This window comes from Lysobacter concretionis Ko07 = DSM 16239, assembly GCF_000768345.1.
In the GTDB taxonomy this organism is placed as follows: Bacteria; Pseudomonadota; Gammaproteobacteria; order Xanthomonadales; family Xanthomonadaceae; genus Novilysobacter; species Novilysobacter concretionis.
The window spans coordinates 107,199-129,368 of sequence record NZ_AVPS01000008.1; the positions used below are offsets into that span (position 1 = coordinate 107,199).

General features: G+C 67.3%; 23 protein-coding genes. 16 read left to right on the plus strand and 7 right to left on the minus strand.

Features of this window, described 5'->3' with window-relative positions:
• Positions 1–30: 30 nt before the first annotated feature.
• Together N792_RS10755 and N792_RS10760 are read left to right on the plus strand one after the other, a co-directional pair.
• Positions 31–1,158: a class I SAM-dependent methyltransferase gene (locus N792_RS10755; protein ID WP_036194974.1), complete on the plus strand. Its 1,128-nt coding sequence runs from the start codon at positions 31–33 to the stop codon at positions 1,156–1,158.
• Positions 1,155–1,865 carry a pseudouridine synthase gene (locus N792_RS10760; protein WP_036194976.1) on the plus strand — a complete coding sequence of 237 codons (711 nt, stop codon included), beginning with the start codon at positions 1,155–1,157 and terminating at the stop codon, positions 1,863–1,865. The genes N792_RS10755 and N792_RS10760 overlap by 4 nt, the downstream gene beginning before the upstream one ends.
• Before the next feature lie 581 nt (positions 1,866–2,446).
• Here the strand turns inward: N792_RS10760 and N792_RS14035 are convergent.
• The 3 genes from N792_RS14035 to N792_RS10770 are packed head-to-tail and all read right to left on the minus strand — an operon-like array spanning position 2,447 to position 3,838.
• Positions 2,447–2,737, minus strand: coding sequence for a hypothetical protein (locus N792_RS14035; RefSeq protein WP_156969384.1), 291 nt, complete (start codon positions 2,735–2,737; stop codon positions 2,447–2,449).
• Positions 2,738–2,770: 33 nt separating this feature from the next.
• Complete coding sequence (locus N792_RS10765; protein ID WP_036194977.1) at positions 2,771–3,310, minus strand: DUF1415 domain-containing protein; 540 nt, start codon at positions 3,308–3,310, stop codon at positions 2,771–2,773.
• A 45-nt stretch (positions 3,311–3,355) separates the two neighbouring features.
• Positions 3,356–3,838 carry a YajQ family cyclic di-GMP-binding protein gene (locus tag N792_RS10770; protein ID WP_036194979.1) on the minus strand — a complete coding sequence of 161 codons (483 nt, stop codon included), beginning with the start codon at positions 3,836–3,838 and terminating at the stop codon, positions 3,356–3,358.
• A gap of 143 nt (positions 3,839–3,981) precedes the next feature.
• Here N792_RS10770 and N792_RS10775 point away from each other — a divergent pair, with 143 nt between their 5' ends.
• Together N792_RS10775 and N792_RS10780 are read left to right on the plus strand one after the other, a co-directional pair.
• On the plus strand, positions 3,982–5,040 hold the full coding sequence (locus tag N792_RS10775; protein ID WP_036194980.1) for an NAD(P)-dependent alcohol dehydrogenase: 1,059 nt from the start codon (positions 3,982–3,984) through the stop codon (positions 5,038–5,040).
• Between the two features lie 76 nt (positions 5,041–5,116).
• The gene (locus tag N792_RS10780; protein ID WP_052103980.1) at positions 5,117–5,998 is read left to right on the plus strand and encodes a DMT family transporter; all 882 of its coding nucleotides are present in this window, start codon (positions 5,117–5,119) and stop codon (positions 5,996–5,998) included.
• Positions 5,999–6,203: 205 nt separating this feature from the next.
• On the opposite strand, the gene N792_RS10785 is transcribed toward N792_RS10780, so the two are convergent.
• Positions 6,204–6,872, minus strand: a complete 669-nt coding sequence (locus N792_RS10785) for an OmpW/AlkL family protein (RefSeq protein ID WP_036194982.1) — start codon at positions 6,870–6,872, stop codon at positions 6,204–6,206.
• A 258-nt stretch (positions 6,873–7,130) separates the two neighbouring features.
• On the opposite strand from N792_RS10785, the gene N792_RS10790 reads away from it, so the two are divergent.
• The 3 genes from N792_RS10790 to lpdA all read left to right on the plus strand — a co-directional run bounded on the left by N792_RS10790 (position 7,131) and on the right by lpdA (position 11,497).
• The gene (locus N792_RS10790) at positions 7,131–8,816 is read left to right on the plus strand and encodes a dihydrolipoyllysine-residue acetyltransferase (RefSeq protein WP_425478884.1); all 1,686 of its coding nucleotides are present in this window, start codon (positions 7,131–7,133) and stop codon (positions 8,814–8,816) included.
• Positions 8,816–9,490, plus strand: coding sequence for a hypothetical protein (locus N792_RS10795; protein ID WP_156969385.1), 675 nt, complete (start codon positions 8,816–8,818; stop codon positions 9,488–9,490). The genes N792_RS10790 and N792_RS10795 overlap by 1 nt, the downstream gene beginning before the upstream one ends.
• Before the next feature lie 123 nt (positions 9,491–9,613).
• Complete coding sequence (gene lpdA / locus N792_RS10800; RefSeq protein ID WP_036194984.1) at positions 9,614–11,497, plus strand: dihydrolipoyl dehydrogenase; 1,884 nt, start codon at positions 9,614–9,616, stop codon at positions 11,495–11,497.
• Between the two features lie 210 nt (positions 11,498–11,707).
• Here the strand turns inward: lpdA and N792_RS10805 are convergent, their stop codons facing one another.
• On the minus strand, positions 11,708–11,905 hold the full coding sequence (locus tag N792_RS10805) for a DUF2061 domain-containing protein (protein WP_036194985.1): 198 nt from the start codon (positions 11,903–11,905) through the stop codon (positions 11,708–11,710).
• 82 nt (positions 11,906–11,987) lie between these two features.
• On the opposite strand from N792_RS10805, the gene N792_RS14205 reads away from it, so the two are divergent.
• The 9 genes from N792_RS14205 to N792_RS10850 all read left to right on the plus strand — a co-directional run bounded on the left by N792_RS14205 (position 11,988) and on the right by N792_RS10850 (position 19,423).
• Complete coding sequence (locus N792_RS14205; protein WP_224743876.1) at positions 11,988–12,518, plus strand: hypothetical protein; 531 nt, start codon at positions 11,988–11,990, stop codon at positions 12,516–12,518.
• On the plus strand, positions 12,511–13,341 hold the full coding sequence (gene atpB, locus N792_RS10815) for a F0F1 ATP synthase subunit A (RefSeq protein WP_036194989.1): 831 nt from the start codon (positions 12,511–12,513) through the stop codon (positions 13,339–13,341). The genes N792_RS14205 and atpB overlap by 8 nt, the downstream gene beginning before the upstream one ends.
• A gap of 82 nt (positions 13,342–13,423) precedes the next feature.
• On the plus strand, positions 13,424–13,693 hold the full coding sequence (gene atpE / locus N792_RS10820; RefSeq protein WP_036194991.1) for a F0F1 ATP synthase subunit C: 270 nt from the start codon (positions 13,424–13,426) through the stop codon (positions 13,691–13,693).
• Between the two features lie 82 nt (positions 13,694–13,775).
• On the plus strand, positions 13,776–14,246 hold the full coding sequence (locus tag N792_RS10825) for a F0F1 ATP synthase subunit B (RefSeq protein ID WP_036194994.1): 471 nt from the start codon (positions 13,776–13,778) through the stop codon (positions 14,244–14,246).
• A 28-nt stretch (positions 14,247–14,274) separates the two neighbouring features.
• Entirely contained in the window at positions 14,275–14,802 is a 528-nt protein-coding gene (locus N792_RS10830; RefSeq protein WP_036194996.1) for a F0F1 ATP synthase subunit delta, read from the plus strand.
• A gap of 84 nt (positions 14,803–14,886) precedes the next feature.
• Complete coding sequence (gene atpA, locus N792_RS10835; protein ID WP_036194997.1) at positions 14,887–16,434, plus strand: F0F1 ATP synthase subunit alpha; 1,548 nt, start codon at positions 14,887–14,889, stop codon at positions 16,432–16,434.
• Between the two features lie 13 nt (positions 16,435–16,447).
• Positions 16,448–17,311: a F0F1 ATP synthase subunit gamma gene (gene atpG, locus N792_RS10840; RefSeq protein ID WP_036195000.1), complete on the plus strand. Its 864-nt coding sequence runs from the start codon at positions 16,448–16,450 to the stop codon at positions 17,309–17,311.
• Between the two features lie 84 nt (positions 17,312–17,395).
• Positions 17,396–18,805, plus strand: a complete 1,410-nt coding sequence (gene atpD / locus N792_RS10845) for a F0F1 ATP synthase subunit beta (RefSeq protein ID WP_036195001.1) — start codon at positions 17,396–17,398, stop codon at positions 18,803–18,805.
• Positions 18,806–18,997: 192 nt separating this feature from the next.
• Positions 18,998–19,423, plus strand: coding sequence for a F0F1 ATP synthase subunit epsilon (locus N792_RS10850; protein WP_036195004.1), 426 nt, complete (start codon positions 18,998–19,000; stop codon positions 19,421–19,423).
• A 254-nt stretch (positions 19,424–19,677) separates the two neighbouring features.
• On the opposite strand, the gene N792_RS10855 is transcribed toward N792_RS10850, so the two are convergent.
• Positions 19,678–20,061, minus strand: coding sequence for a GtrA family protein (locus tag N792_RS10855; protein ID WP_036195180.1), 384 nt, complete (start codon positions 20,059–20,061; stop codon positions 19,678–19,680).
• Positions 20,058–22,076 carry a hypothetical protein gene (locus N792_RS10860; protein ID WP_036195006.1) on the minus strand — a complete coding sequence of 673 codons (2,019 nt, stop codon included), beginning with the start codon at positions 22,074–22,076 and terminating at the stop codon, positions 20,058–20,060. Before N792_RS10860 ends, N792_RS10855 begins: the two co-directional genes overlap by 4 nt.
• Between the last annotated feature and the right edge of the window lie 94 nt (positions 22,077–22,170).

The following is a 22,170-nucleotide window of genomic DNA, read 5'->3' on the forward strand; positions in this document are numbered from 1 at the left end:
CACGCTAAACTGCGCGACTTCCCCGAACCGATGCACGCCGTGGCCATTGACGACCCCGCCCTGGAAACCCTGTTGCTGCCCTTCGTCCAGGGCCTGTTGCCATGGCCGCAGGAAGGTGGCGCGTTGTTCCTGCGCGCCCGCGACGGCTGGCCGCTGCACCAGCGCCCGTTGCCCGGACTGGTCTGCGAACAGAGCTTCAAGCCCGACGCCGATGCGTTGCAGCGCGCCGGTCTGACCCTGGTCAAGCCCGACGATGAGGCGCGTTATCCGCTGGTGCTGGTGTTGCCGCCACGCCAGCGCGATGAGGCGCGCGCCTTGTATGCCCGCGCGGTCGAGCGGGTCGCGCCGGGTGGCCGGATCGTCGCCTGTGTCAGCAACAACGAGGGTGCGCGCTCGGCCCAGGACGACCTGCGCAAGCTTGCCGGCGCGGTCGGCGACCTGACCAAGAACAAGTGCCGGGTGTTCTGGACCGCGCCGCTGCACGTCGCCGACAGCGCGGCGTCGCTCGACACCGCGTTGCAGGCGCAATGGCGGAAGCTGGATGCGCCGCGCCGCATCGCCGGCGACCGCTTCACCAGCCGGCCCGGCGTGTTCGCCTGGGACCGCATCGACCCGGCTTCGGCCCTGCTTGTCGAGCAGCTGCCGGCCGATCTCGCCGGCGCCGCCGCCGATCTGGGTGCGGGCTTCGGTTACCTGTCGGTCGAGCTGCTGGCGCGTTGCCCCGGGATCACCGCGCTCGACCTGTACGAGGCCGAAGAGCGCGCACTGGATCTCGCCCGCATCAACCTCGGCGCGGTCGAAACGCCAGCGACCCTGGGCTTCCACTGGCACGACGTCACCGCCGGCCTGCCGAAGCAGTACGACGTGATCATCAGCAATCCGCCGTTCCATACCCAGGGACGTGCCGACCGGCCGGACATCGGCCGTCGCTTCATCGCCGTCGCCGCCGAGGCGCTGAAGCCCGGCGGCCGGCTGTGGCTGGTCGCCAACCGCCACCTGCCTTACGAATCGGTGCTGACCGACAGCTTCGGCAGCGTGCGCACGGTCGCCCAGAACGACGGCTTCAAGATCATCGAAGCGGTGAAGGCGCTGCCCGCCAAGCCCGCGCCGAAGGTCAAGCCGTTCAACCGCGGCGAGTTGCGCAGGCAGTCGCGGTGAAACTGGTCAAGCTGATCGCGAACCTGGGCTACGGCAGCCGCAAGCAGGTCGCGCGGATGTTCCGCGAGGGCCGCATCACCGACGCCGATGGCGAGGTGCTGTACGCCGATGACAAGGTCGGCCACGACGCCATCCGCATTGACGACGAGCCACTCGATCCCCCCGCTGGTCTGGTGCTGATGCTGCACAAGCCGGTCGGCTACACCTGCTCGACCAAGGATCCCGGCCGGATCATCTACGACCTGCTGCCCCCGCGTTTCCGCCTGCGCTCGCCGCTGTTGTCACCGGTCGGCCGGCTCGACCGCGACACCAGCGGCCTGCTGCTGATGACCGACGACGGCCAGCTGCTGCACCGGATCGTGTCGCCGAAGGCGCGGCTCGCCAAGGTCTACGACGCCACCCTCGCCGAGGATCTGCGTGGCGACGAGGGGGCGGTGTTCGCCAGCGGCGAGTTGCTGCTGGAGTCGGAAACCACGCCGCTCGCACCCGCGGCACTGGAAGTGACCGGTCCGCGTTCGGCCCACCTGACGTTGACGGAAGGCCGCTATCACCAGGTGCGGCGGATGTTCGCCGCGGTCGGCAACCACGTGGAGGCACTGCATCGCAGCCGTGTCGGTGGTCTGGCGTTGGATGGGTTGCCTGCGGGGGAGTGGCGGGTGCTGGGGGCAGGCGATCTGGAACTGCTGTTTGGCGCTGCAGCCGGCTGATTCTGATTCCGGGCGGCATCGTCGCGGGTGATGCATCGGGGGCAGCGGCAACAACAACCAAGAGCCAAGAGCGGCTTCGATGGTTTCTGCGTTGCGGGAGCCGGGCCGCGGGGGCGATTGCTGCACCCCTCGGTCAGGGCGTCCTGCCCTGACTCGGGGACGCAGGCCGTCCCTGGCCTGCTTTCCGCAATACCCCCACGCCCCGACTCCCTCTGGTCGGGGCGTGGGCTTGGGGGAGTAGGCCTAGATCTGGCGCTATGCACTGTCAGGAAGCCGAAGCCTCACGAGCGGCTATGGTTTTTTCGCGCTGCGGGAGCCGGGCCACGGGGGCTATTGCTGCACCCCTCGGTCAGGGTGTCCTGCCCTGACTCGGGGCCGCGCTCACCCATGGCCTGCTTTCCGCAATACCCCCACGCCCCGTCTCCCGCGGGTCGTTGCGGCTGTTCTGGGAAGGAGAGCGGTCCGCGCTATCGGCTGCCCCAGTGGGTGATTGGGAGGGAACGCGGCTTTTTGTAGGAGCGACGTCAGTCGCGAAGCTGCGAATGTTGGACACGATGTGCAGGTCGCGACTGACGTCGCTCCTACACAAGCTCCGCGGCCTTGTTCTCGCGGGCCTCATGAAAACCACTCGCCGATGCGGTGTCCTGGATGGGTGTTGCGTAGAGCGGACATGGATGTCCGCGGCGGCGAGTCGGGTAGGGGTGAGCGCAGGCGGTTTGCGCGGCACTGCCGCGCGCCTGCGCGAACGCCCGGTGCGCTGCGCCGGGCCGGACCGCGCAGCGGGCCGACCGAGCCGAGGAGCGATACCCGTTCAGGGCGTCGATCTCTCCGAAGCGGGCTTTCGCGGATCGGGCGGTTTCGATGTTTTTCATGTTGCGGGCTTGCTGCACCGCATCGCGAAATTCCTACGGCTCCAACAGCCGCCGATAGCCCTCTACACCCAGCTTTTCCAACGTCGCGATATTGCGCTCGACAATCGCATCCGGATCGGGGAATGCCTCCACCGCGCGTTCCACGCTGGCCTCGCGCAGCAGGTGCAGCATCGGGTAGGGGGAGCGGTTGGTGCAGTTGGCGGCATCGTCGAAGTCGCTGCCGGCGAACTGGTAATCGGGATGGAAGCTGGCGACCTGGATCTCGCCTTCCAGGCCGAGTGCGTCGATCGCGGCATCGACCTGGTCGAGGAAGTCGTTGTAGTCGTGGAAGTCGGTCAGTACCTGCGGGTGGATCAGCAGGGTGGTATCGACCACGGCGGGGTCGGTGTCGTGCAGCCAGACCAGTTCGGCGGCCAGTTCTTCCAGCAGCGCGTCGGCGGTGGCCGCTTCACTGAGCACGTAGCGGATCTGGTCCTTGACCTGCACCGCCTTGGCGAACGGGCACAGGTTCAGGCCGATCACCGCGCGCTGCAGCCAGCGGCGGGTCGCGGTGATCGGGTCTTCGGCGGTCATGGGCACGAGGTCGAAACGTGGCCGGTCAAAAACGGCCCGGCGCGATCAATCGCGGAAGTTGTCGAACTGCAGCGGGCGCTCGAACTCGGCGGCCTTCAGCAGCGCCATCGCGGCCTGCAGGTCGTCGCGCTTCTTGCCGTTGATGCGCAGTTTCTCGCCGTTGATCTGGCTGTCCACCTTGAGCTTGGACTCCTTCAGCGTGGCCTGGATCTTCTTCGCCAGCTCGCGCTCGATGCCCTGCTTGACGGTGACCTTCTGCCGCGCGGCGGCCAGGTTGGTCTCCACGTCGCCGAACTCCAGGCAGCGCGCGTCGATGCCGCGGGCGATCAGGCGCGCGCGCAGGATGTCGGTCATCTGCTGGAGCTGGAACTCGCTGGGCGCCGACAGGCTGATGACCTCGTCGTCGAGGCTGAAACTGGCGTCCACGCCCTTGAAGTCGAAGCGGGTCGTGAGCTCGCGGCTGGCCTGGTCGACGGCGTTGGTGAGTTCGTGGCTGTCGACTTCGGAGATGACGTCGAAGGAAGGCATGGCGGGCTCCGGGAATGAACGACAGGCAAGGGTAGCGCAGCCGGGCGGAAACGGGCTGCCGGCGATCGTGGCCCATCGTGCCGACGGGCTTTTCGCCGCCACCGGTCTAGACTCGCCGGCTTCAGCACCGAACCGGAACCGCCATGCTCAAGACCGCCGCCTATGCCGCCCCCGATGGCCAGTCGCCGTTGGCTCCCTGGACGATCGAGCGCCGCGAACCGCGCGCCGGGGAGGTGCTCATCGACATCCTGTATTGCGGCGTCTGCCATTCCGATGTGCACCAGGTGCGGGCGGAATGGGGGAGCTCGGGCATCTTCCCGATGGTGCCGGGGCACGAGATCGTCGGCCGGGTCGCGCGGGTGGGCGAGGGCGTGCAGCGGTTCAAACCCGGCGATGCGGTCGGGGTCGGCTGTTTCGTCGACTCCTGCCGCCGTTGCGGGCAGTGCCGGGCCGGCGAGGAACAGTACTGCACCGAGGGCATGACCGGCACCTACAACTCGCGCGAGCGCGACACCGGGGCGCCGACCTACGGCGGCTATTCGACCCGGATCACGGTCCACCAGGATTACGTGCTGCGGGTGCCGGAATCGATCCCGCTCGATCGCGCCGCGCCGCTGCTGTGCGCGGGCATCACGACCTGGTCACCGTTGCGCCGTTACGGCGTCAAGGCCGGTCACCGGGTGGCGGTGGTCGGGCTGGGTGGGCTGGGCCACATGGCGGTCAAACTGGCCGCGGCGATGGGCGCGGAAGTGACCGTGCTCAGCACGTCCGAGTCCAAGCGCGAGGCCGCCCTGACGCTCGGCGCGCAGCAGTTCGCGGCGACCCGCGACCCGGCCACGTTCAAGACCCTGGCGCGCCGGTTCGACCTCATCATCGACACCGTCTCCGCGCCGCATGATTACAACGCCTACCTGGGATTGCTGAAGTTCGACGGCACGATGGTGCTGCTGGGCATCCCCGACCAGCCGGTGCCGGTCGCCGCCGGCCCGCTGATCATGCAGCGGCGCAAGCTCGCGGGCTCGCTGATCGGTGGCATCCGCGAGACCCAGGAGATGCTCGACTTCTGCGCCGAGCACGGGATCGCCTCGGACATCGAGCTGATCGACATCGCCGACATCAACCAGGCCTACGACCGCATGATCCGTGGCGATGTGCGCTACCGCTTCGTGATCGACATCGCCAGTCTGGGCGGCGCGGACTGACCCCACCCGCGCGACGGTCCGGGGTGACGGGCGTACGCCGGTTATGCTGGCCGCCCGTCGCCCGGTGAACGCCCCCATGACCGCCTTGCCGCCCCGCCTGCCGGCGCCGTTGATGATGCTGGTGGCCGTCGCCGCGTTCGCGCTGATGGATGCGGGATTGAAGCAGCTGGCCGGGATCTATCCCGCGATGCAGGTGGCCTCGTTGCGCGGCGCCTCCTCGCTGCCGTTCATCCTGGTCTGGGTGTTGGCGAGCACCGGTCTGGCGCCGCTGCTGCGGGTGCGCTGGTCGCTGCACCTGCTGCGTGGCGCGATCGGCATCGCGATGATGGCGTCGTTCGCATTCGCCCTGCGCAGCCTGCCGCTGACCACCGCGTATTCGATCTTCTTCGTCGCGCCGCTGCTGATCACGGCCCTGTCGGTGCCGATCCTGGGCGAGCACGTCGGCCCGCGGCGCTGGACCGCGATCGCGATCGGCCTGCTGGGAATGCTGGTGCTGCTGCGTCCCAGCGGCGAGGGCATGCTCAGCTGGGCCGCGTTGGCGGTGCTGTTCGCGGCCACCGGCTATGCGGTCAGCGCGCTCACCGTGCGCGTGCTGGCGCGGACCGATTCCAGCGCGTCGATGATCGTCTGGCTGCTGGTGATGCTGGCGCTGGGGGCGGGCGCGCTGGCCTGGCCCAACTGGGTGCCGCTGCGGCTGCAGGATGGCTGGGTGATCGCCGGAATCGGATTGGCCGGTGCGATCGGCCAGTACGCGATCACCGAGGCCTTCCGGACCGGTTCGGCATCGCTGCTGGCCCCGCTGGAGTACACCGCGCTGGTCTGGGGCGTGCTGCTGGACGTGACGATCTGGGGCGTGCTGCCCGATGCGGTGACCTGGCTGGGTGCGGGCATCATCGTTGCCAGCGGTCTGTACATGCTGCGCCGCGAGCGCGTACACGCCGAGGCTGAACACCCGTAGGGCGCATTAGCCGCAGGCGCAATGCGCCACCCGGCTACGCGGCTATCCGGCCACCCGGGGATCTTTGACCGGCCGCAACCGCACCAGCGGCGGAAAACAACGACGGGCCCGAAGGCCCGTCGCAGGAAGCGGATTACGTGCCGGATCGGATCAGGCCGGATTGAATCGGCCCACTGGATCGGCCCACTGAATCGGCGCGGTCGGATCAGAAGCGTGCGCCCAGACCCACGCCCAGCACGACCGGATTCAGTTCCGCCTTGCCGGCGTTCTGGCCGTCCAGCATCACGTTCGAGTCGCCGTGCAGATAACGCAGGTCGGCGCGTGCGAACCAGCTCGGGCTGAGCTTGACGTCCACGCCGGCGGTCGCCATCGCACCCTTGGTGGTTTCCACCCCGATGCGTTGGCCGGCCAGTGCGCCGGTCGGCTCGGCGGATTCGCCGTCGTAGTTGGTCTCGTAGTAGCCCAGGCCCACGAACGGACGCAGGGTCTGCTCGCTGGTGCCGAAGTGGTACTGGCCGCTGACCGCGTACGGCTGCGCGTTTACGCTGCCGAGCTTGCCGCCGTTGGCGTTGCGGACGCGGTGGCCGAACTTGTCGGCCGCGCCCCACGCCTCGACCGCGATGTTGTCGGTCACGTAGTAGCTGGCGCTCAGGGTGGCGGCGCCATCACCATCGACCGGGGTGCGTGCGCCGGCAATGGAGGGGTTGCTGGTCGGCTCGCTCAAGGCGTAGCCGCCAACCACCGCGAAGCGCTTGGTCGCGCCGTCGGTGCTGCTGGTGGTCTGGGTGGCATAGGCGTCCTGCGCAAACGCGGCCGCAGGAGCGAAGGCCAGGGTACCCAACAGGGCGAGAGTCAAATGACGGAAGCGGATCATGGGGGACTCCAGGTTTCTTGTGACTTGTGGGGGATGCCGGCCGGGTTTCTGGCAGGCCCGGCCACCCTAGTCACCCGCGAATGAACATCGATTGGTGCGCGGTATCGCCGGTGCGGAACTTTTTTCGCCTGCCGTGGCCATGCGCGTGACGCGGATGTCATGTCACGGCTGAACCGGCGCTGGATCCGGTGCGCGGTTGCGTGCGGCACCCGTCCCACCGCGGCGGCGTGCGGCAGTCGGGTCGGTTGTCGATATCAGATGCAGGGCACATCGGCCGCAGGCGTAATACGCCACGCATCGCACGGTGTCGGGGAGCGGCAAGCGGTGTCGGGTACACACTCCCGCGCGCAAGCCTGGCTTGCGCAGACCGCCAGCCTGGCGCCGGTGTTTCCACTTCGATGCTGCGTCCGGCGACCTCGCCGCCAGCAGACCAAACGCCACGGTACGCCGCGTCCCGACGGTTGGCGCGTCCTGCCTGCAGCGGCCACAATAGGGCTTTCGCGCAAGGCGGAGCCGAACATGGCTGAGTTGAAGGAAGCACGCGTCCCGGATATCGGTGGTTACGACGGCGTGCCGGTGATCGAAGTGCTCGTTGCGGTCGGCGACACGGTCCAGGTGGATCAGGGGCTGGTCACGCTGGAGTCCGACAAGGCGACGATGGAAGTGCCTGCGCCGTTCGCCGGCGTGGTGCGCGAGCTCAAGGTCAAGCTGGGTGACGAGATCGCCGAAGGTTCGGTGGTCGCGTTGATCGAGCCGTCCGCCGATGCTGCTGCCGGTCCGGCCGCTGCCGCCGCAGAGCCGGCCGAACCATCCCGCGTCGAACCAGCCCGCGCCGAGCCAGCCCGCGCCGAGCCGGTCGCTGCCAGCCAGGAAACCCGCGCCGTCGAGACCGCGACCCAGGTCGAGCCGACCGCTGTCGGCACACCCGACAGGCTGGCCCAGCGCGAGACCGCTGCCGCTACGTCGCCGAGCTCACCGCCGGTGGTGTTCGACGCCAGCGAGCTGCTGCCCGGCAAGGTGCCTTACGCCAGCCCGGCGGTACGCCTGTTCGCGCGTGAGCTGGGAGTCGATCTGATGCAGGTCGCCGGCAGCCAGCGTGGTGGCCGGATCGGCAAGGAAGACGTGCAGAAGTTCGTCAAGGACGCGATGCAGGGCGGCGGTGCGGTCGCCGCGGCCGGCAGCGGCAACGGCCTGAGCCTGTTGCCGTGGCCGAAGGTCGACTTCAGCAAGTTCGGCCCGACCGAAACCCGCGCGCTGTCGCGGATCCAGAAGATTTCGGGCGCCAACCTGGCGCGCAACTGGGCGATGATCCCGCACGTCACCCAGTTCGAGGACGCCGACATCACCGGCCTGGAAGCGCTGCGCGTGCAGCTCAACCGGGAGAACGAGAAGCTCATCGCCAAGGGCAAGGCGACCAAGCTGACCATGCTGGCCTTCCTGATGAAGGCGGCCGCCAACGCGCTGCAGAAGTTCCCGGATTTCAACGCCTCCCTGGATGCGGACGGCGAGACCCTGGTACTCAAGCAGTACTTCCACATCGGTTTTGCCGCCGACACGCCCAACGGGCTGGTGGTGCCGGTGGTGCGCGACTGCGACCGCAAGGGCGTGATGGAGATCGCGATGGAAACCGGCGAGCTCGCCGCCAAGGCGCGCGAAGGCAAGCTCGGCCCGGCCCAGATGAGCGGCGGCTGTTTCTCGATCAGTTCGCTGGGCGGCATCGGCGGCACCAAGTTCACCCCGATCGTCAATGCGCCGGAAGTGGCGATCCTGGGCGTGTCCCGGGCGGCGATGCAGCCGGTCTGGAACGGCGAGAAGTTCAAGCCGCGCCTGATCCTGCCGCTGTCGCTGAGCTACGACCATCGCGTGATCGACGGTGCCGCGGCGGCGCGTTTCGCCGTCTACCTCGCCCAGGCATTGGCCGACATGCGCCGGCTGCTGCTGTGATGTCGCCTGCTTTCATGCCGCGTGCGCCCGGGTGGCGTGCATTGACCCTGGCCGGCTTGCTGGCCGTCGCCCCGCTGGCCTACGCGGAGAGTGGATGCCTGCTCGATCTCGGCCACGGCTGGCCGCCGGCCACCCAGAACCACGGCAGCGCGGTGGAGGAGTTGTTCGCCGACGGCGACGTGCCGGCGCTGAGCCTCGTGCGCCTGCCGGTGCGCGGCAAGGAAAGTGGCGTGATGCTGATGCGCCCGGTAGGCGGCAACACGGCCTGGGCGCTGCGCTCGGCGAGCGCCAGCGAGCGCGTGGACAGCGTCAGCACGATTCCGGGCGGCATCAGCCGCAGCCTGAAGACCGACCAGTCGCCCAAGGTGCGCGAAGTGCCGATGCCGGCCGCGCTGGCCGAGCGCTTGCTCGACACCTGGCAACGCGCCTTGCAGGCCACGGTGCCGGCCGGAAGCGAAGCCGTGTTCCATGACGGCGAACTGCTGCTGTTCACGGTGGGCGATCAGCGCGTCACCGGCCTGGAGCCATCCTGCGGCCCGGCCCGGATGCTGGTCAGGCAGTCGTTGCTGTTGATCGAGGCCAGCGACACCAAGGAAAAGAACCGCGGCAAGCGCTGGCGCGACCTGGCGCAGTCGCTCGACAAGCTGGACGGGCAATTGGCGGGCGTCGACTGACCCGGCGATCGCTTCACGGCGTCGTCGAGGCCGTGGCTTTCCGGTGTCCGCCGCCACCATTTGCTTCACCACCCGTAATGACGGTCGCGCCCAGGCGCGTGCGGCCACCCAGGAGACACAGGCATGGCACTGATCGAGATCAAGGTTCCTGACATTGGCGACTACGACGGCGTACCGGTCATCGAGGTGCTGGTCGCGGTCGGCGACAGCGTGGCGGTCGACCAGGGCCTGGTCACGCTGGAGTCGGACAAGGCGACGATGGAGGTGCCCTCCAGCGCCGCCGGCATCATCCGCGAGCTGCGGGTGAAGGTCGGCGATACCGTGGCCGACGGTGCCGTGATCGCGGTGATTGAAACCCAGGCCGAAGGCGGAAGTGAGGCGGAGAGCGACGGCAAGGATGAAGGCGCCAAGGCAGACGCATCGCGGAAGGATGTGAAAGCGGCAGCTGACACCGCGGGTGCGGCCGACAAGTCGCCTCGCCCTCCTGCGGGAGGGGCCGGCGCGAGCAGCGCGGGTGAGGGCGCTCCGAAAACGTCACCCACTGCGCCGACCGCTGCGCCCGATTCCGGCCGCAAGGCCGACATCGAGTGCGCGATGCTGGTGCTGGGCGCCGGCCCGGGCGGCTACACGGCTGCGTTCCGCGCCGCCGACCTCGGCCTCGATACCGTGCTGGTCGAGCGCTACCCCGACCTGGGCGGGGTCTGCCTCAATGTCGGCTGCATCCCCTCCAAGGCACTGCTGCATGCCGCGGCGGTGGTCGAGGAGGCCGCCCACGCCGGCGACTTCGGCATCGACTTCGGCGCGCCGAAAATCAGCCTGGACAAGCTGCGCGGCTACAAGGACAACGTCGTCGGCCAGCTGACCAGAGGCCTGGCCGGCATGGCGAAACAGCGCAAGGTGCGCGTGGTTACCGGGGTGGGCACGTTCCTGTCCGCCCACGAGCTGGAAGTGCGGAGTGAGGACGGCAAGACGCAACTGCTGCGCTTCCAGCAATGCGTCATCGCCGCCGGCAGTCAGGCGGTGAAGCTGCCCGGTTTCCCGTGGGACGACCCGCGCGTGATGGACTCCACCGACGCGCTGGCGCTGGCCGAGGTGCCGAAGAAACTGCTGGTCGTCGGCGGCGGCATCATCGGCCTGGAGATGGCGACGGTGTACCGCGCGCTCGGCAGCGAGGTGACCGTGGTCGAGTTCATGGATCAGCTGATGCCGGGCACCGACAAGGACCTGGTCAAGCCGCTCGCCGACCGCTTGAAGAAGCAGGGCGTGGCAATCCACCTCAAGACCAAGGCCGCCGCGGTCGAGGCGCAGAAGAAGGGCCTCAAGGTCCGCTTCGAGCCGGCGGCCGAAGGCGGCAGCGCACCGGAGGCGCAACTCTACGATCGCGTACTGGTGGCAGTCGGCCGCGCGCCCAACGGCGGCAAGCTGGAGGCGGGCAAGGCGGGCGTGGAGGTCACCGATCGCGGCTTCATTCCGGTCGACCGGCAGATGCGCACGACCGCGCCGCACATCTTTGCGATCGGCGATCTGGTCGGCAATCCGATGCTCGCCCACAAGGCGTCCCACGAAGCCAAGCTCGCGGCCGAGGTCGCTGCGGGTGAGAAGAAAGAGTGGGTGGCACGGGTGATTCCGTCGGTCGCCTACACCGACCCGGAAATCGCCTGGGTCGGCGTTACCGAAACCGAAGCGAAGGCCAAGGGCCTGAAGGTCGGCGTCGGCAAGTTCCCGTGGGCGGCGTCGGGCCGCGCCATCGGCATCGGCCGCACCGAGGGCTTCACCAAGCTGCTGTTCGACGAGGCGACCCGGCGCGTGATCGGCGGCGGCATTGTCGGCGTGCACGCGGGCGAGCTGATCGCCGAGATCGCGCTGGCGATCGAGATGGGCTGCGAGGTCGGCGACATCGGCCACACGATCCACCCGCACCCGACCCTGTCGGAGTCGGTGGCGATGGCGGCCGAGATGTTCGACGGCACCATCACCGATCTCTACGTGCCCCGGAAAAAGTCCTGAATTGATCGTGCGCGGGTCGGCCGGCAAACGCCCGACAAGAAGAAGCCCCGGCGGATCAGGCCGGGGCTTCGAACCCGCCGCTGCTGTTTGCCATTGACGAGGAGAGAGTGGCGGCGGGGTGTGCCCGACTATTGACCGGCGCTTGCGGAAAAGGTTCCGTGGCCGCGGCAGTTGATTTTCGCCTCCGGCCAGAGTGCGTTCAGAAGGGCCTCAGGTGGGCAGTACGGCACCTTGCCTGCGCTGCTGGATGCGGGTCCAGACCTTCTCGTGGAAGTGGTAGGCGACCGTGTTGCAGGTCGGCTCGACGACGGCCAGTGCGCCGCCCACCCACAAGCTGCCGGTCATCAGTGTGCCGACGCTGAAGGCGACGGTGAAATGGACAAGCGCGAAGCTCAGGGTCTTGCTCATGATCGTCTCTCCGGCGGGAGGTGGTCGGCAGGGCTGCGTCGGACAGATCGACTATAGATGATAATGATTATCATTTGCACGAGTGTTCGATTGCCCCGCCAAACCCTGTTCAGGGTGGTTCATGCAGCGGTGGCCGCCGGCAGTTGCCGCAAACATCCGGGCCCTCTATAATTCGGCGGCTTCATCGGGCGAACGTCTGCCCACCCTCCTGACCGACGAGCCGAGCGTGCACGATCCAATGTCCGCAGGGCGCCGGTTGGCGTTGCGCGCGATCGCCTTCCAGGCTGGCGCGACGGCGTTGACCACGCTGGCTTTCCTCGCCTTCGGAGTGCCTTCCGCACTCGGGGCGGTTATGGGCGGCGGCGCGGTTGTCGCCGGTGGCGGGGTGGCGACGCTGGTCGCGCTCGGTGGCGGTGTTCAACCGGCTGGCACGGTCATCGGCCGGTTGCTGGCCGGTGTCATATTGAAGTGGTTGGTGGTGTTTGCAGTCCTCGCGCTGGGTCTGGCGGGGTTCAAGTTGCCCCCGCTGCCGATGCTGGCCGGGGTAGTGGCAACGACGCTGGCCTATGTGCTGGCCCAAATCCTGAATCGAGAAGGTGTCCTTCGTGAGTGAACAGACCGGCTCTGGCGGCCTGAACGAATACATCCAGCATCACCTCCTGCAGAACTCGGTCGAGTTGTTTGGAGGAACTTTCCACATCGACACGTGGGCGGTCTCGCTGGTGCTCGGGTTGCTGTTCATCGCGTGGTTCGGCTACTACGCCCGCAAGGCGACCTCCGGCGTGCCCTCCAAGGGTCAGGCCTTCGTCGAGATGGCGCTGGAGTTCGTCGACAACCAGGTCAAGGACAATTTCCACGGCGACCGCAGTTCGATCACGCCGCTGGCGATCACGATCTTCATGTGGGTCGTGCTGATGAACGGCATGGACCTGCTGCCGCTGGATACCCCCGGCGTGGCGATCCAGGCCGTGGCCGGCGCGGAAGCCGCACAGCACACCTTCTTCCGTTGGGTGCCGACCGCCGACCTGAACACCACCGCCGCGATGTCCGTCGTCGTGTTCTTCCTGATCCTGTACCACTCGATCAAGGCCAAGGGCGGTTTCGGCTTCGGCAAGGAATTGATGACCTCGCCGTTTGCCGCCGAGAACAAGGTGACCAAGTCGATCCTGATGCCGGTCAATCTGGTCATGAACGTCATCGAGTACTGCGTCAAGCCGGTGTCACTGGCGATGCGACTGTTCGGCAACATGTACGGTGGCGAGCTGGTGTTCATGCTGATCGCCGGACTGCTCGGCGGCGGCCTGTTGATGTTCGTCCCCGGCGTGCTGTTCAACTTCGCCTGGGCCGTGTTCCACATCCTCATCGTGCTGCTGCAGGCCTTCATCTTCATGATTCTCTCGGTCGTCTATATCGCCGGCGCCTACGAGAGTCATTGATCGCGTCATCGCTCCCGTTCCAAGTTTCCCAACGCTTCATCCTTCCGCCAATCCAAACCAAACGTTTCAGTAGGAGAAAACCATGGAATTCATCGCCAGTGTGCAGGGCCTGACCGCTATCGCGATCGGCATGATGGTCGGCCTGGGCTCGATCGGTGCGTGCCTCGGCATCGCGATCATGGGCGCCAAGTTCCTCGAGTCGGCCGCGCGCCAGCCCGAGCTGGTGCCGATGCTGCAGGGCCGCATGTTCCTGCTCGCCGGCCTGATCGACGCCGCGTTCATCATCGCGCTGGCCGTCGGCCTGCTGTTCGCGTTCGGCAACCCGCTGCTGGGCGCGCTGAACGTCGGTTGATCGACCTGCTTGAATCGAGACGTCCGGTTTTCCGGACGTCTCTCCCGGGCACCCTCGCCCGCAGCGCCCCTACGGAGCTGTCATGAATATCAACATGACCTTCTTTGGTCAGATGATCTCGTTCGCGTTGCTCATCTGGTTCACCATGAAGTTCATCTGGCCGCCCATGAACCGGGCGATCGAAGAACGCCAGAAAAAAATCGCCGAAGGCCTCGCGGCTGCCGAGCGTAGCCAGCATGACCTCGCGCAGGCGCAGCAAAGCGTCGACGCGGCCATGCGCGAAGCCAGGGCCAAGGCCAATGAAGTGATCGAGCAGGCGCACCAGCGCGCCAACCAGATCATCGAGCAGGCCAAGACCGACGCGATGGTGGAAGCCACGCGCCAGAAGGCCCTGGCCGACGCCGAGATCGTCGCGGCGCAGAACCGCGCCCGCGAGGACTTGCGCAGGCAGGTCTCGTCGCTGGCCGTCAGCGGCGCCGAGAAGCTGCTGCGCCGGGAAATCGATGCCAACGCCCACAAGGCGCTGCTCGACGAACTCGCCGCCCAGCTTTGATCCCGCCACTGACCGGATGCCCTGAGCAATGAGCCAGTCCCTGACCCTCGCCCGTCCCTATGCCCGCGCCGCGTTCGCCGCGTCGAGCCAGGGCGGTCGCACCGCCGCGTGGTCGCAGGCGCTCGGGCTTGTCGCCCGCATCGCCGCCGACCCGCGGGTGGAGGCGTTGTTGAAGCACCCGCAGCTGTCCTCCAGCGAAGCGGTGGCCCTGTTGGCGGTGGATGGCGCGGACGAGGATTTCGGCCGCTTCATCGGACTGCTGGCCGACAACCGTCGCCTGCCGCTGCTGGCCGAGATCGCCGGAATGTTCGAGCAGCTGCGTGCCGAGGCCGACCGCATCGTCAAGGCCCGGGTCACCGCGGCCAGCGAAATGCCGGCGGCCGAGCTGGAATCGATCCGGCTGGCGCTGAAGCAGCGCTTCGGCCGCGAGGTCGAGCTGGAAACCGCGATCGACGAATCGCTGATCGGCGGCGCGGTGATCGATGCCGGCGACGTGGTCATCGACGGGTCGCTGAAGGGCAAACTCTCGCGCCTGCAGACGGCGCTGGCCAGTTGATCGCAGTCCATCGCCGCGCCGAGTCATCGCGCTCCGAATCATCGTTTACTTCCGACGCCTGCGTCGGGTACTAGGGAAACACCCATGCAAACCACGCTCAACCCGTCCGAAATCAGTGAACTGATCAAGACCCGCATCGAGAAGGTCAAGCTGTCCGCGGAGTCGCGCAACGAAGGCTCGGTCACCTCGGTGGCCGACGGCATCGTGCGCATCCACGGCCTGGCCGATGTGATGCAGGGCGAAATGATCGAGCTGCCGAACAACATCTTCGCGCTGGCCCTGAACCTGGAGCGCGACTCGGTCGGCGCCGTGGTGCTGGGCGGCTACGAGAACCTGCGCGAAGGCGACGTGGCCAAGACCACCGGCCGCATCCTCGAGGTGCCGATCGGCAACGAGCTGCTGGGTCGCGTGGTCAACGCGCTGGGCGAGCCGATCGACGGCAAGGGCCCGATCGACGCCAAGCTGACCGCGCCGGTGGAGCGCGTCGCCCCGGGCGTGATCTGGCGCAAGTCGGTCGACCAGCCGGTGCAGACCGGTTACAAGTCGGTCGACTCGATGATCCCGATCGGCCGTGGCCAGCGCGAGCTGGTCATCGGCGACCGCCAGACCGGCAAGACCGCGATGGCGATCGACGCGATCATCAACCAGAAGGGCACCGGCATCAAATGCGTGTACGTCGCGATCGGCCAGAAGGCCAGTTCGGTCGCCAACGTCGTGCGCAAGCTGGAAGAGCAGGGCGCGATGGACCACACCATCGTGGTCGCCGCGACCGCGTCCGAGTCGGCCGCGATGCAGTACATCAGCGCCTACTCCGGCTGCACCATGGGCGAGTACTTCATGGACCGCGGCGAAGACGCGCTGATCGTGTACGACGACCTGTCCAAGCAGGCCGTGGCGTACCGCCAGATCTCGCTGCTGCTGAAGCGCCCGCCGGGCCGCGAAGCGTATCCGGGCGACGTGTTCTACCTGCACTCCCGCCTGCTGGAGCGCGCCGCGCGCGTGTCCGAGGAATACGTGGAGAAGTTCACCAACGGCGAGGTGAAGGGCAAGACCGGTTCGCTGACCGCACTGCCGATCATCGAGACCCAGGCCGGCGACGTGTCCGCGTTCGTGCCGACCAACGTGATCTCGATCACCGACGGCCAGATCTTCCTGGAAACCGACCTGTTCAACGCCGGCATCCGTCCGGCCGTGAACGCCGGCATCTCGGTGTCGCGCGTCGGTGGCTCGGCCCAGACCAAGATCATCAAGAAGCTGTCGGGCGGCATCCGCATCGCGCTCGCCCAGTACCGTGAGCTGGCGGCGTTCGCGCAGTTCGCCTCGGACCTGGACGAAGCCACCCGCAAGCAGCTCGAGCGCGGCCAGCGCGTCACCGAACTGATGAAGCAGAAGCAGTACCTGCCGATGTCCATCGCCGACCAGGCTCTGTCGATCTACGCGGTCAACGAGGGCTACCTCGACGACGTCGCGGTGAACAAGATCCTGGCGTTCGAGGAGGGCCTGCATGCGCACTTCGCCAATACCCAGGGTGAGCTGATCGGCAAGATCAACGCCAGCGGCGCATGGAACGACGAGATCGAGGCGACGTTCAAGAAGGGCATCGAAGAGTTCAAGCAGACCGGCACCTGGTAAGGCGGAAAAGACGATGGCAGGCGGACGTGAAATCAAAACCAAGATCAAGAGCGTGCAGAACACCCGCAAGGTGACGCGCGCGCTCGAGATGGTCTCGGCTTCCAAGATCCGCAAGGCGCAGGAGCGGATGAAGGTATCGCGCCCGTACGCGCGGGTGATGAAGCAGGTGATCGGGCATCTGGCCCAGGCCCATTCCGATTACCAGCATCCCTACATGACCGAGCGCGCGGATCCCAAGCGCGTCGGTTACGTCATCGTGTCCTCCGACCGCGGCCTGGCCGGTGGCCTCAACAACAACCTGTTCCGCAAGCTGCTGGGCGAGATCCGCCAGTGGCAGGAGCAGGGCGTCGAGGTCGACGTGGTCACCATCGGCCAGAAGGCATCGGTGTTCTTCCGCCGGGTCAAGGTCAACATGCTGGCCTCGGTCACCCACCTGGGCGACCAGCCGAAGCTGGAGCAGCTGATCGGCGTGATCAAGGTCGTGCTGGACGGTTACAGCGCCGGCACCATCGATCGCGTGTTCATCTGCTACAACGATTTCGTCAACACCATGGTCCAGCAGGCGACGTTCGAGCAGTTGCTGCCGCTGCCCGCGTCGGATGCGCCGGTCTCGCGCCACGACTGGGACTACATCTACGAACCCGATGCGCAGACCGTGCTGGATCACGTGCTGACGCGCTACATCGAGTCGCTGGTGTACCAGGCGGTGCTGGAGAACGTGGCGTCAGAACATGCCGCGCGCATGGTCGCGATGAAGTCCGCTTCCGACAACGCCAACAAGCTGATCGACACCCTGCAGCTGGTCTACAACAAGGCGCGGCAGGCGGCAATCACGCAAGAGATTTCCGAAATCGTCGGCGGCGCGGCGGCGGTCTGACCGGCGACGCAACGGTTCCCATCCAACATCCCGCGGCCGCGACCTGCGATCCGCAAAGCAGCATTTGAGATACGAGGAAACATCATGAGCCAGGGCAAGATCGTTCAGATCATCGGTGCCGTCGTCGACGTCGAGTTCCCGCGCGAGTCCGTTCCGCGCGTGTACGACGCGTTGAAGGTCGACAACACCGAGATCACGCTGGAAGTGCAGCAGCAGCTGGGTGACGGCGTGGTGCGTGCGATCGCGCTGGGCTCCACCGACGGCCTGAAGCGCAACCTGATTGCGACCAACACCGGCAAGGGCATCACGGTGCCGGTCGGTCTGGGCACGCTGGGCCGCATCATGGACGTGCTGGGTCGCCCGATCGACGAAGCCGGTCCGGTCGAGTCGTCCACGCAGTGGGAAATCCACCGCGAGGCGCCGTCCTATGAAGAGCAGGCCGCGGCCAACGACCTGCTGGAAACCGGCATCAAGGTCATCGACCTGATGTGCCCGTTCGCGAAGGGCGGCAAGGTCGGCCTGTTCGGCGGCGCCGGCGTCGGCAAGACCGTCAACATGATGGAACTGATCAACAACATCGCCAAGGCGCACGAAGGCCTGTCCGTGTTCGCCGGCGTGGGCGAGCGTACCCGCGAGGGCAACGACTTCTACCACGAGATGAAGGACTCCAACGTCCTGGACAAGGTCGCGATGGTGTACGGCCAGATGAACGAGCCGCCGGGCAACCGCCTGCGCGTCGCGCTGACCGGCCTGACCATGGCCGAGTACTTCCGTGACGAGAAGGACGCCAGTGGCAAGGGCCGCGACGTGCTGTTCTTCGTCGACAACATCTACCGCTACACCCTGGCCGGCACCGAAGTGTCCGCGCTGCTCGGCCGCATGCCGTCGGCGGTGGGCTACCAGCCGACCCTGGCCGAGGAGATGGGCGTGCTGCAGGAGCGCATCACCTCGACCAAGACCGGCTCGATCACCTCGATCCAGGCCGTGTACGTGCCCGCCGACGACCTGACCGACCCGTCGCCGGCGACCACCTTCGCCCACCTCGACGCCACCGTCGTGCTGAGCCGCAACATCGCCTCGCTGGGTATCTACCCGGCGGTCGACCCGCTCGACTCGACCTCGCGCCAGCTGGACCCGAACGTGATCGGCAACGAGCACTACGAGACCGCGCGCAAGGTCCAGGCGACGCTGCAGAAGTACAAGGAGCTCAAGGACATCATCGCGATCCTGGGCATGGACGAGCTGTCCGAAGAGGACAAGCAGGCCGTGTCGCGCGCGCGCAAGATCGAGCGCTTCTTCAGCCAGCCGTTCCACGTCGCCGAAGTGTTCACCGGCTCGCCGGGCAAGTACGTGCCGCTGAAGGACACCATCCGCGGCTTCAAGGGCATCGTGGACGGCGAATACGACCACCTGCCGGAGCAGGCGTTCTACATGGTCGGCAACATCGAGGAAGCGATCGAGAAGGGCAAGAAGATCACCGGCGAAGCCGCCTGATCCCGCCGGTCGGCGGCTGAGTCTTCTCCCGTTCGTGGGAGAAGCGCCTGCCCCCGGATGCTGTAGCCGGGGGTGCCCGCAGGGTGGATGTGGGCACCTATCGCCAAGGCATCCCATGCAAACCGGTTCGCACGGCCTCACCCCAGCCCTCTCCCGCAAGCGGGAGCGGGGGAATAGGAAGAAGAGACAATCATGGCAAGCACGTTCCGTTGCGACATCGTCAGCGCCGAGGAAGAGATCTTCCACGGCGAGGCCACCCTGCTGGTGGCGACCGGCGAGATCGGCGAGCTCGGCATTGCGCCCAAGCACGCCCCGCTGATTACCCGCCTGAAGCCGGGCAAGGTCGTGGTGACCCTGCCCAACGGCGAGCAGCTGGATTTCGCCGTCACCGGCGGCATCCTGGAAGTGCAGCCGCAGGTGGTCACCGTGCTGGCCGACACCGCGATCCGTGCCCAGGACATCGATGAGGCCGCCGTCCGCGCCGCCAAGGAAGAGGCCGAGCGCATCCTGGCCCGCCGCGGCGAGCCGATGGAAGTCGCCGAAGCCCAGGCCCGCCTGGCCGAGGTGACGGTCCAGTTGCAGGCGCTGGAGCGCCTGCGCAAGAACATGAAGCACTGAGGCAGGACACCGCCGATTGCAGTACCGACGCCGGCCTTGTGCCGGCGTTGTTGTTTCCGGGGAGGTGGGGCGGCGCATTGTTGATGCGCCCTACGGTGCGTTGCCGTTTCCCCGCGTTGTAACAATGCGCGGGACCGCGTCAATCGTTTTCCGGAGTTGTAGAGCGCATCAACAATGCGCCGGACCGCGTCGGGGTGTTGTTCCCGGGGATGTAGGGCGCATTAGCCAACGGCGTAATGCGCCGGACGACCGCGTCAGCGCCGATAGACCCAATGGCGTGACAGCAGGAATCCGATGCCGCCCAGCACGACTTCCACGCCCGGCTTGGCCAGCCAGGCCCATTTCAATCCGGCGAAGTGGTTGATCGCTCCAAGCGACCAGGTGCTGATGGCGGTGGTCAGCAGCCACATCAGCAGGAACCGCAACAACTGGCGCCGGCCGACGCAGGTGTCGTCGCCGGCAAAGGTGATGCGGCCGTTGAGCCAGAATCCCAGCAGAGCGCCGCTGATCCGGCCGACGATGTTGGCTGCCTCCACGGACATTCCGTGGTGGCTCAGGCCGACCATCACCGCCCAGTCGAGCAGCCATTGCACGATGCCGATGCCCAGGTAATGTCCGCCTTGTCGCGACAGACTCATGGCGATTGCGGCCTCGGGCTCGCGGCGGGCATCCGCCACCATTGCGCGTCGCCGACCGTCAATTCCAACCGGGCGCCGGTTCTCTCCAGGCCGGCACGGCGCGCGGCCGTCAGGCCGTCGGTCGACACGATCAGCTCGCCGATCCGGCTGCGACCCAGCAATTGCGCCCAGGCCGCGCCGGTAGCGTCGGCATCGGCGGCATCGCCTTGGGCCTGCATGTCCGGCGCGTACCAGCTGATGGTGCGGCCGCGTCCGGCGAACTCCGCGTAATACGGATTCGACAGCACCAGCACCGCGCCCGAGTCCGGTGCCCGCTCGCGGATGGCCGCCGCGATCACCCGCTCAGGAGCGTAGCGGGTGAACAGCGCCTCGTCGTTGCCCAGCGTCGCCAGGCTGCGCTTGGCACCACCGACATGCAGCAGCCAGTGGGAGTTGGCCTGGAAGGCGAGGTTGAGCAGGCAGGTCGCCACGATCAGGCAGGTCGCGGCCCGCAGCGGCAGCCATCGCTGGATGGCCAGCAGCAGCGCGGGCAGCAGGAGCACCATGCCCGGATGCACATAGCGGCCGTACTGCAGCGCTACCAGCGGTAACACCATCGCCAGGCTGGCGCAGATCGTCAGGCCACGGGCGCGTTTGTCGAAAAGCGCCAACAGCCACGCGCCGGCCAGTGCCACCAGCACGAATCCCATGCCGCCATTCCAGCCTTCCAGGTACCGCGCGGTGTTGAAGGTGAGATTCCAGGGCAGACCCGGACTGAAGCCGGCGTGCCAGCGCCCGTCGTCAAAATTGAGCGCTGCGAAATAGGGCGACTGGAACATGCCGTTGAACAGCGGCAGCACCGGATTGCCGGCCACCAGCCACGCGTAGATGAAGCTGGAGCCGCCGGCCATCAGCACGAGCAGTGCCGCACCGGCCAGCGGCTTGATCGCCAGTCGATCGCGGTGACGCCAGCCGGCCCATGCCAGCAATGGCAATGCGGCCAGCCCATGCATCAATTTCAGCGAGCACAGCAACACGAACAGCAGCGCACCGATCCACAGCCGGCGACGGACCTCGCCCTTATCCAGAACCAGCAGCGCCAAGGCGATGGTGACCGCCGTGGCCGGGGTTTCGGTCTGCATGCCGCTGAGCAGGCCGGCGGTCATCGGCAGGCTGGCAAACAGTGCCACCGTTGCCCAGCGCAGGGCGGGACGCAGGCCGATGTGCGCACCGATCTGACACAGGCCTGCCGCGCTGGCGATCAGCCAAACCAGATTGAGTGCGCTGCGGGCCTCGGCGTGTGCCAGCACTTGCGGCACCGCCTGCAACACGTCACCCGCCCACGGCGCCAACGCCCATACCTGATGGGCCGGATCGAGTGCATAGCGCCCGTGGAGCATCAACTGCCAGGGCAGGCCGAGGTGGTAGGCCAGATCGTCGTGCTGCATGGTCGGCAACCAGGCGCCGGTCGATGCCAGTCCCAGCGCCAATACCGTCCATGCGGCGGCGCGTGGCGCGGAGCGTACGGCGTCGAGCCAGCCGGCGATGCCGCATTGCAGTTGCTCATGCAGAGCACGACGCCGCCATATGATCGTCAGCAGCAGCAACGGCAGGTAGACCCACCAGCGATGTAGCGGCAGCGGCAGGGTCCAGCCGACCAGTGCGGCAATCAGGGCAAGCCCGGCCAGGCAGGCCAGCAGCGGGCGCGCCGGCCCGGTCAACAGGCTGCCCACGGAAATCGCCGCCCCGACCAGCGCGGCCACCGCCAATGCCGGCAGCACGCCGGTCAATGCGACCAGCATCAGCAGCCACACCGCAGCCAGGGCGTCTGCCCATGCCCCGCCGCGCCAGCGCCGGAGCGACCAGGCGACCAGCGAAACGATCGTCGCAATCGCCAGGCTCTCGGCAAAACGCCCACCCGGCAGCACCTGCCAGAACCGGTGCAGCGCGAGGCCGGAAACGCAGGCGGCAACGCCCGCCCAGATGGTCGCCTGGGCCGTCAGGAGTCTGGCGCGAGGGGCGGCAGGATCGGGCACCGCGGCATCCTAGCAGGTGGTCGGGTGTGCGGGCCGGGGGCGCGACGATCAGTGGTGAATCGAGCGGTGCCCGTCTGACGGGCGGTCGAACGCG

Bases quoted from the DNA above. Each gene is read 5' to 3' on its own strand.
- N792_RS10850 (WP_036195004.1), top strand. From the start codon at position 18,998: ATGGCAAGCACGTTCCGTTGCGACATCGTCAGCGCCGAGGAAGAGATC.
- N792_RS10805 (WP_036194985.1), bottom strand. From the start codon at position 11,905: ATGAGCAAGACCCTGAGCTTCGCGCTTGTCCATTTCACCGTCGCCTTC.
- N792_RS10775 (WP_036194980.1), top strand. From the start codon at position 3,982: ATGCTCAAGACCGCCGCCTATGCCGCCCCCGATGGCCAGTCGCCGTTG.
- N792_RS10755 (WP_036194974.1), top strand. From the start codon at position 31: ATGCACGCCGTGGCCATTGACGACCCCGCCCTGGAAACCCTGTTGCTG.
- N792_RS10830 (WP_036194996.1), top strand. From the start codon at position 14,275: ATGAGCCAGTCCCTGACCCTCGCCCGTCCCTATGCCCGCGCCGCGTTC.
- atpA (WP_036194997.1), top strand. From the start codon at position 14,887: ATGCAAACCACGCTCAACCCGTCCGAAATCAGTGAACTGATCAAGACC.
- N792_RS10785 (WP_036194982.1), bottom strand. From the start codon at position 6,872: ATGATCCGCTTCCGTCATTTGACTCTCGCCCTGTTGGGTACCCTGGCC.
- atpE (WP_036194991.1), top strand. From the start codon at position 13,424: ATGGAATTCATCGCCAGTGTGCAGGGCCTGACCGCTATCGCGATCGGC.
- N792_RS10780 (WP_052103980.1), top strand. From the start codon at position 5,117: ATGACCGCCTTGCCGCCCCGCCTGCCGGCGCCGTTGATGATGCTGGTG.
- N792_RS10790 (WP_425478884.1), top strand. From the start codon at position 7,131: ATGCAGGGCACATCGGCCGCAGGCGTAATACGCCACGCATCGCACGGT.
- atpD (WP_036195001.1), top strand. From the start codon at position 17,396: ATGAGCCAGGGCAAGATCGTTCAGATCATCGGTGCCGTCGTCGACGTC.
- N792_RS10770 (WP_036194979.1), bottom strand. From the start codon at position 3,838: ATGCCTTCCTTCGACGTCATCTCCGAAGTCGACAGCCACGAACTCACC.
- N792_RS10855 (WP_036195180.1), bottom strand. From the start codon at position 20,061: ATGAGTCTGTCGCGACAAGGCGGACATTACCTGGGCATCGGCATCGTG.
- N792_RS10795 (WP_156969385.1), top strand. From the start codon at position 8,816: ATGTCGCCTGCTTTCATGCCGCGTGCGCCCGGGTGGCGTGCATTGACC.
- N792_RS10825 (WP_036194994.1), top strand. From the start codon at position 13,776: ATGAATATCAACATGACCTTCTTTGGTCAGATGATCTCGTTCGCGTTG.
- N792_RS14035 (WP_156969384.1), bottom strand. From the start codon at position 2,737: ATGAAAAACATCGAAACCGCCCGATCCGCGAAAGCCCGCTTCGGAGAG.
- lpdA (WP_036194984.1), top strand. From the start codon at position 9,614: ATGGCACTGATCGAGATCAAGGTTCCTGACATTGGCGACTACGACGGC.
- atpG (WP_036195000.1), top strand. From the start codon at position 16,448: ATGGCAGGCGGACGTGAAATCAAAACCAAGATCAAGAGCGTGCAGAAC.
- N792_RS10765 (WP_036194977.1), bottom strand. From the start codon at position 3,310: ATGACCGCCGAAGACCCGATCACCGCGACCCGCCGCTGGCTGCAGCGC.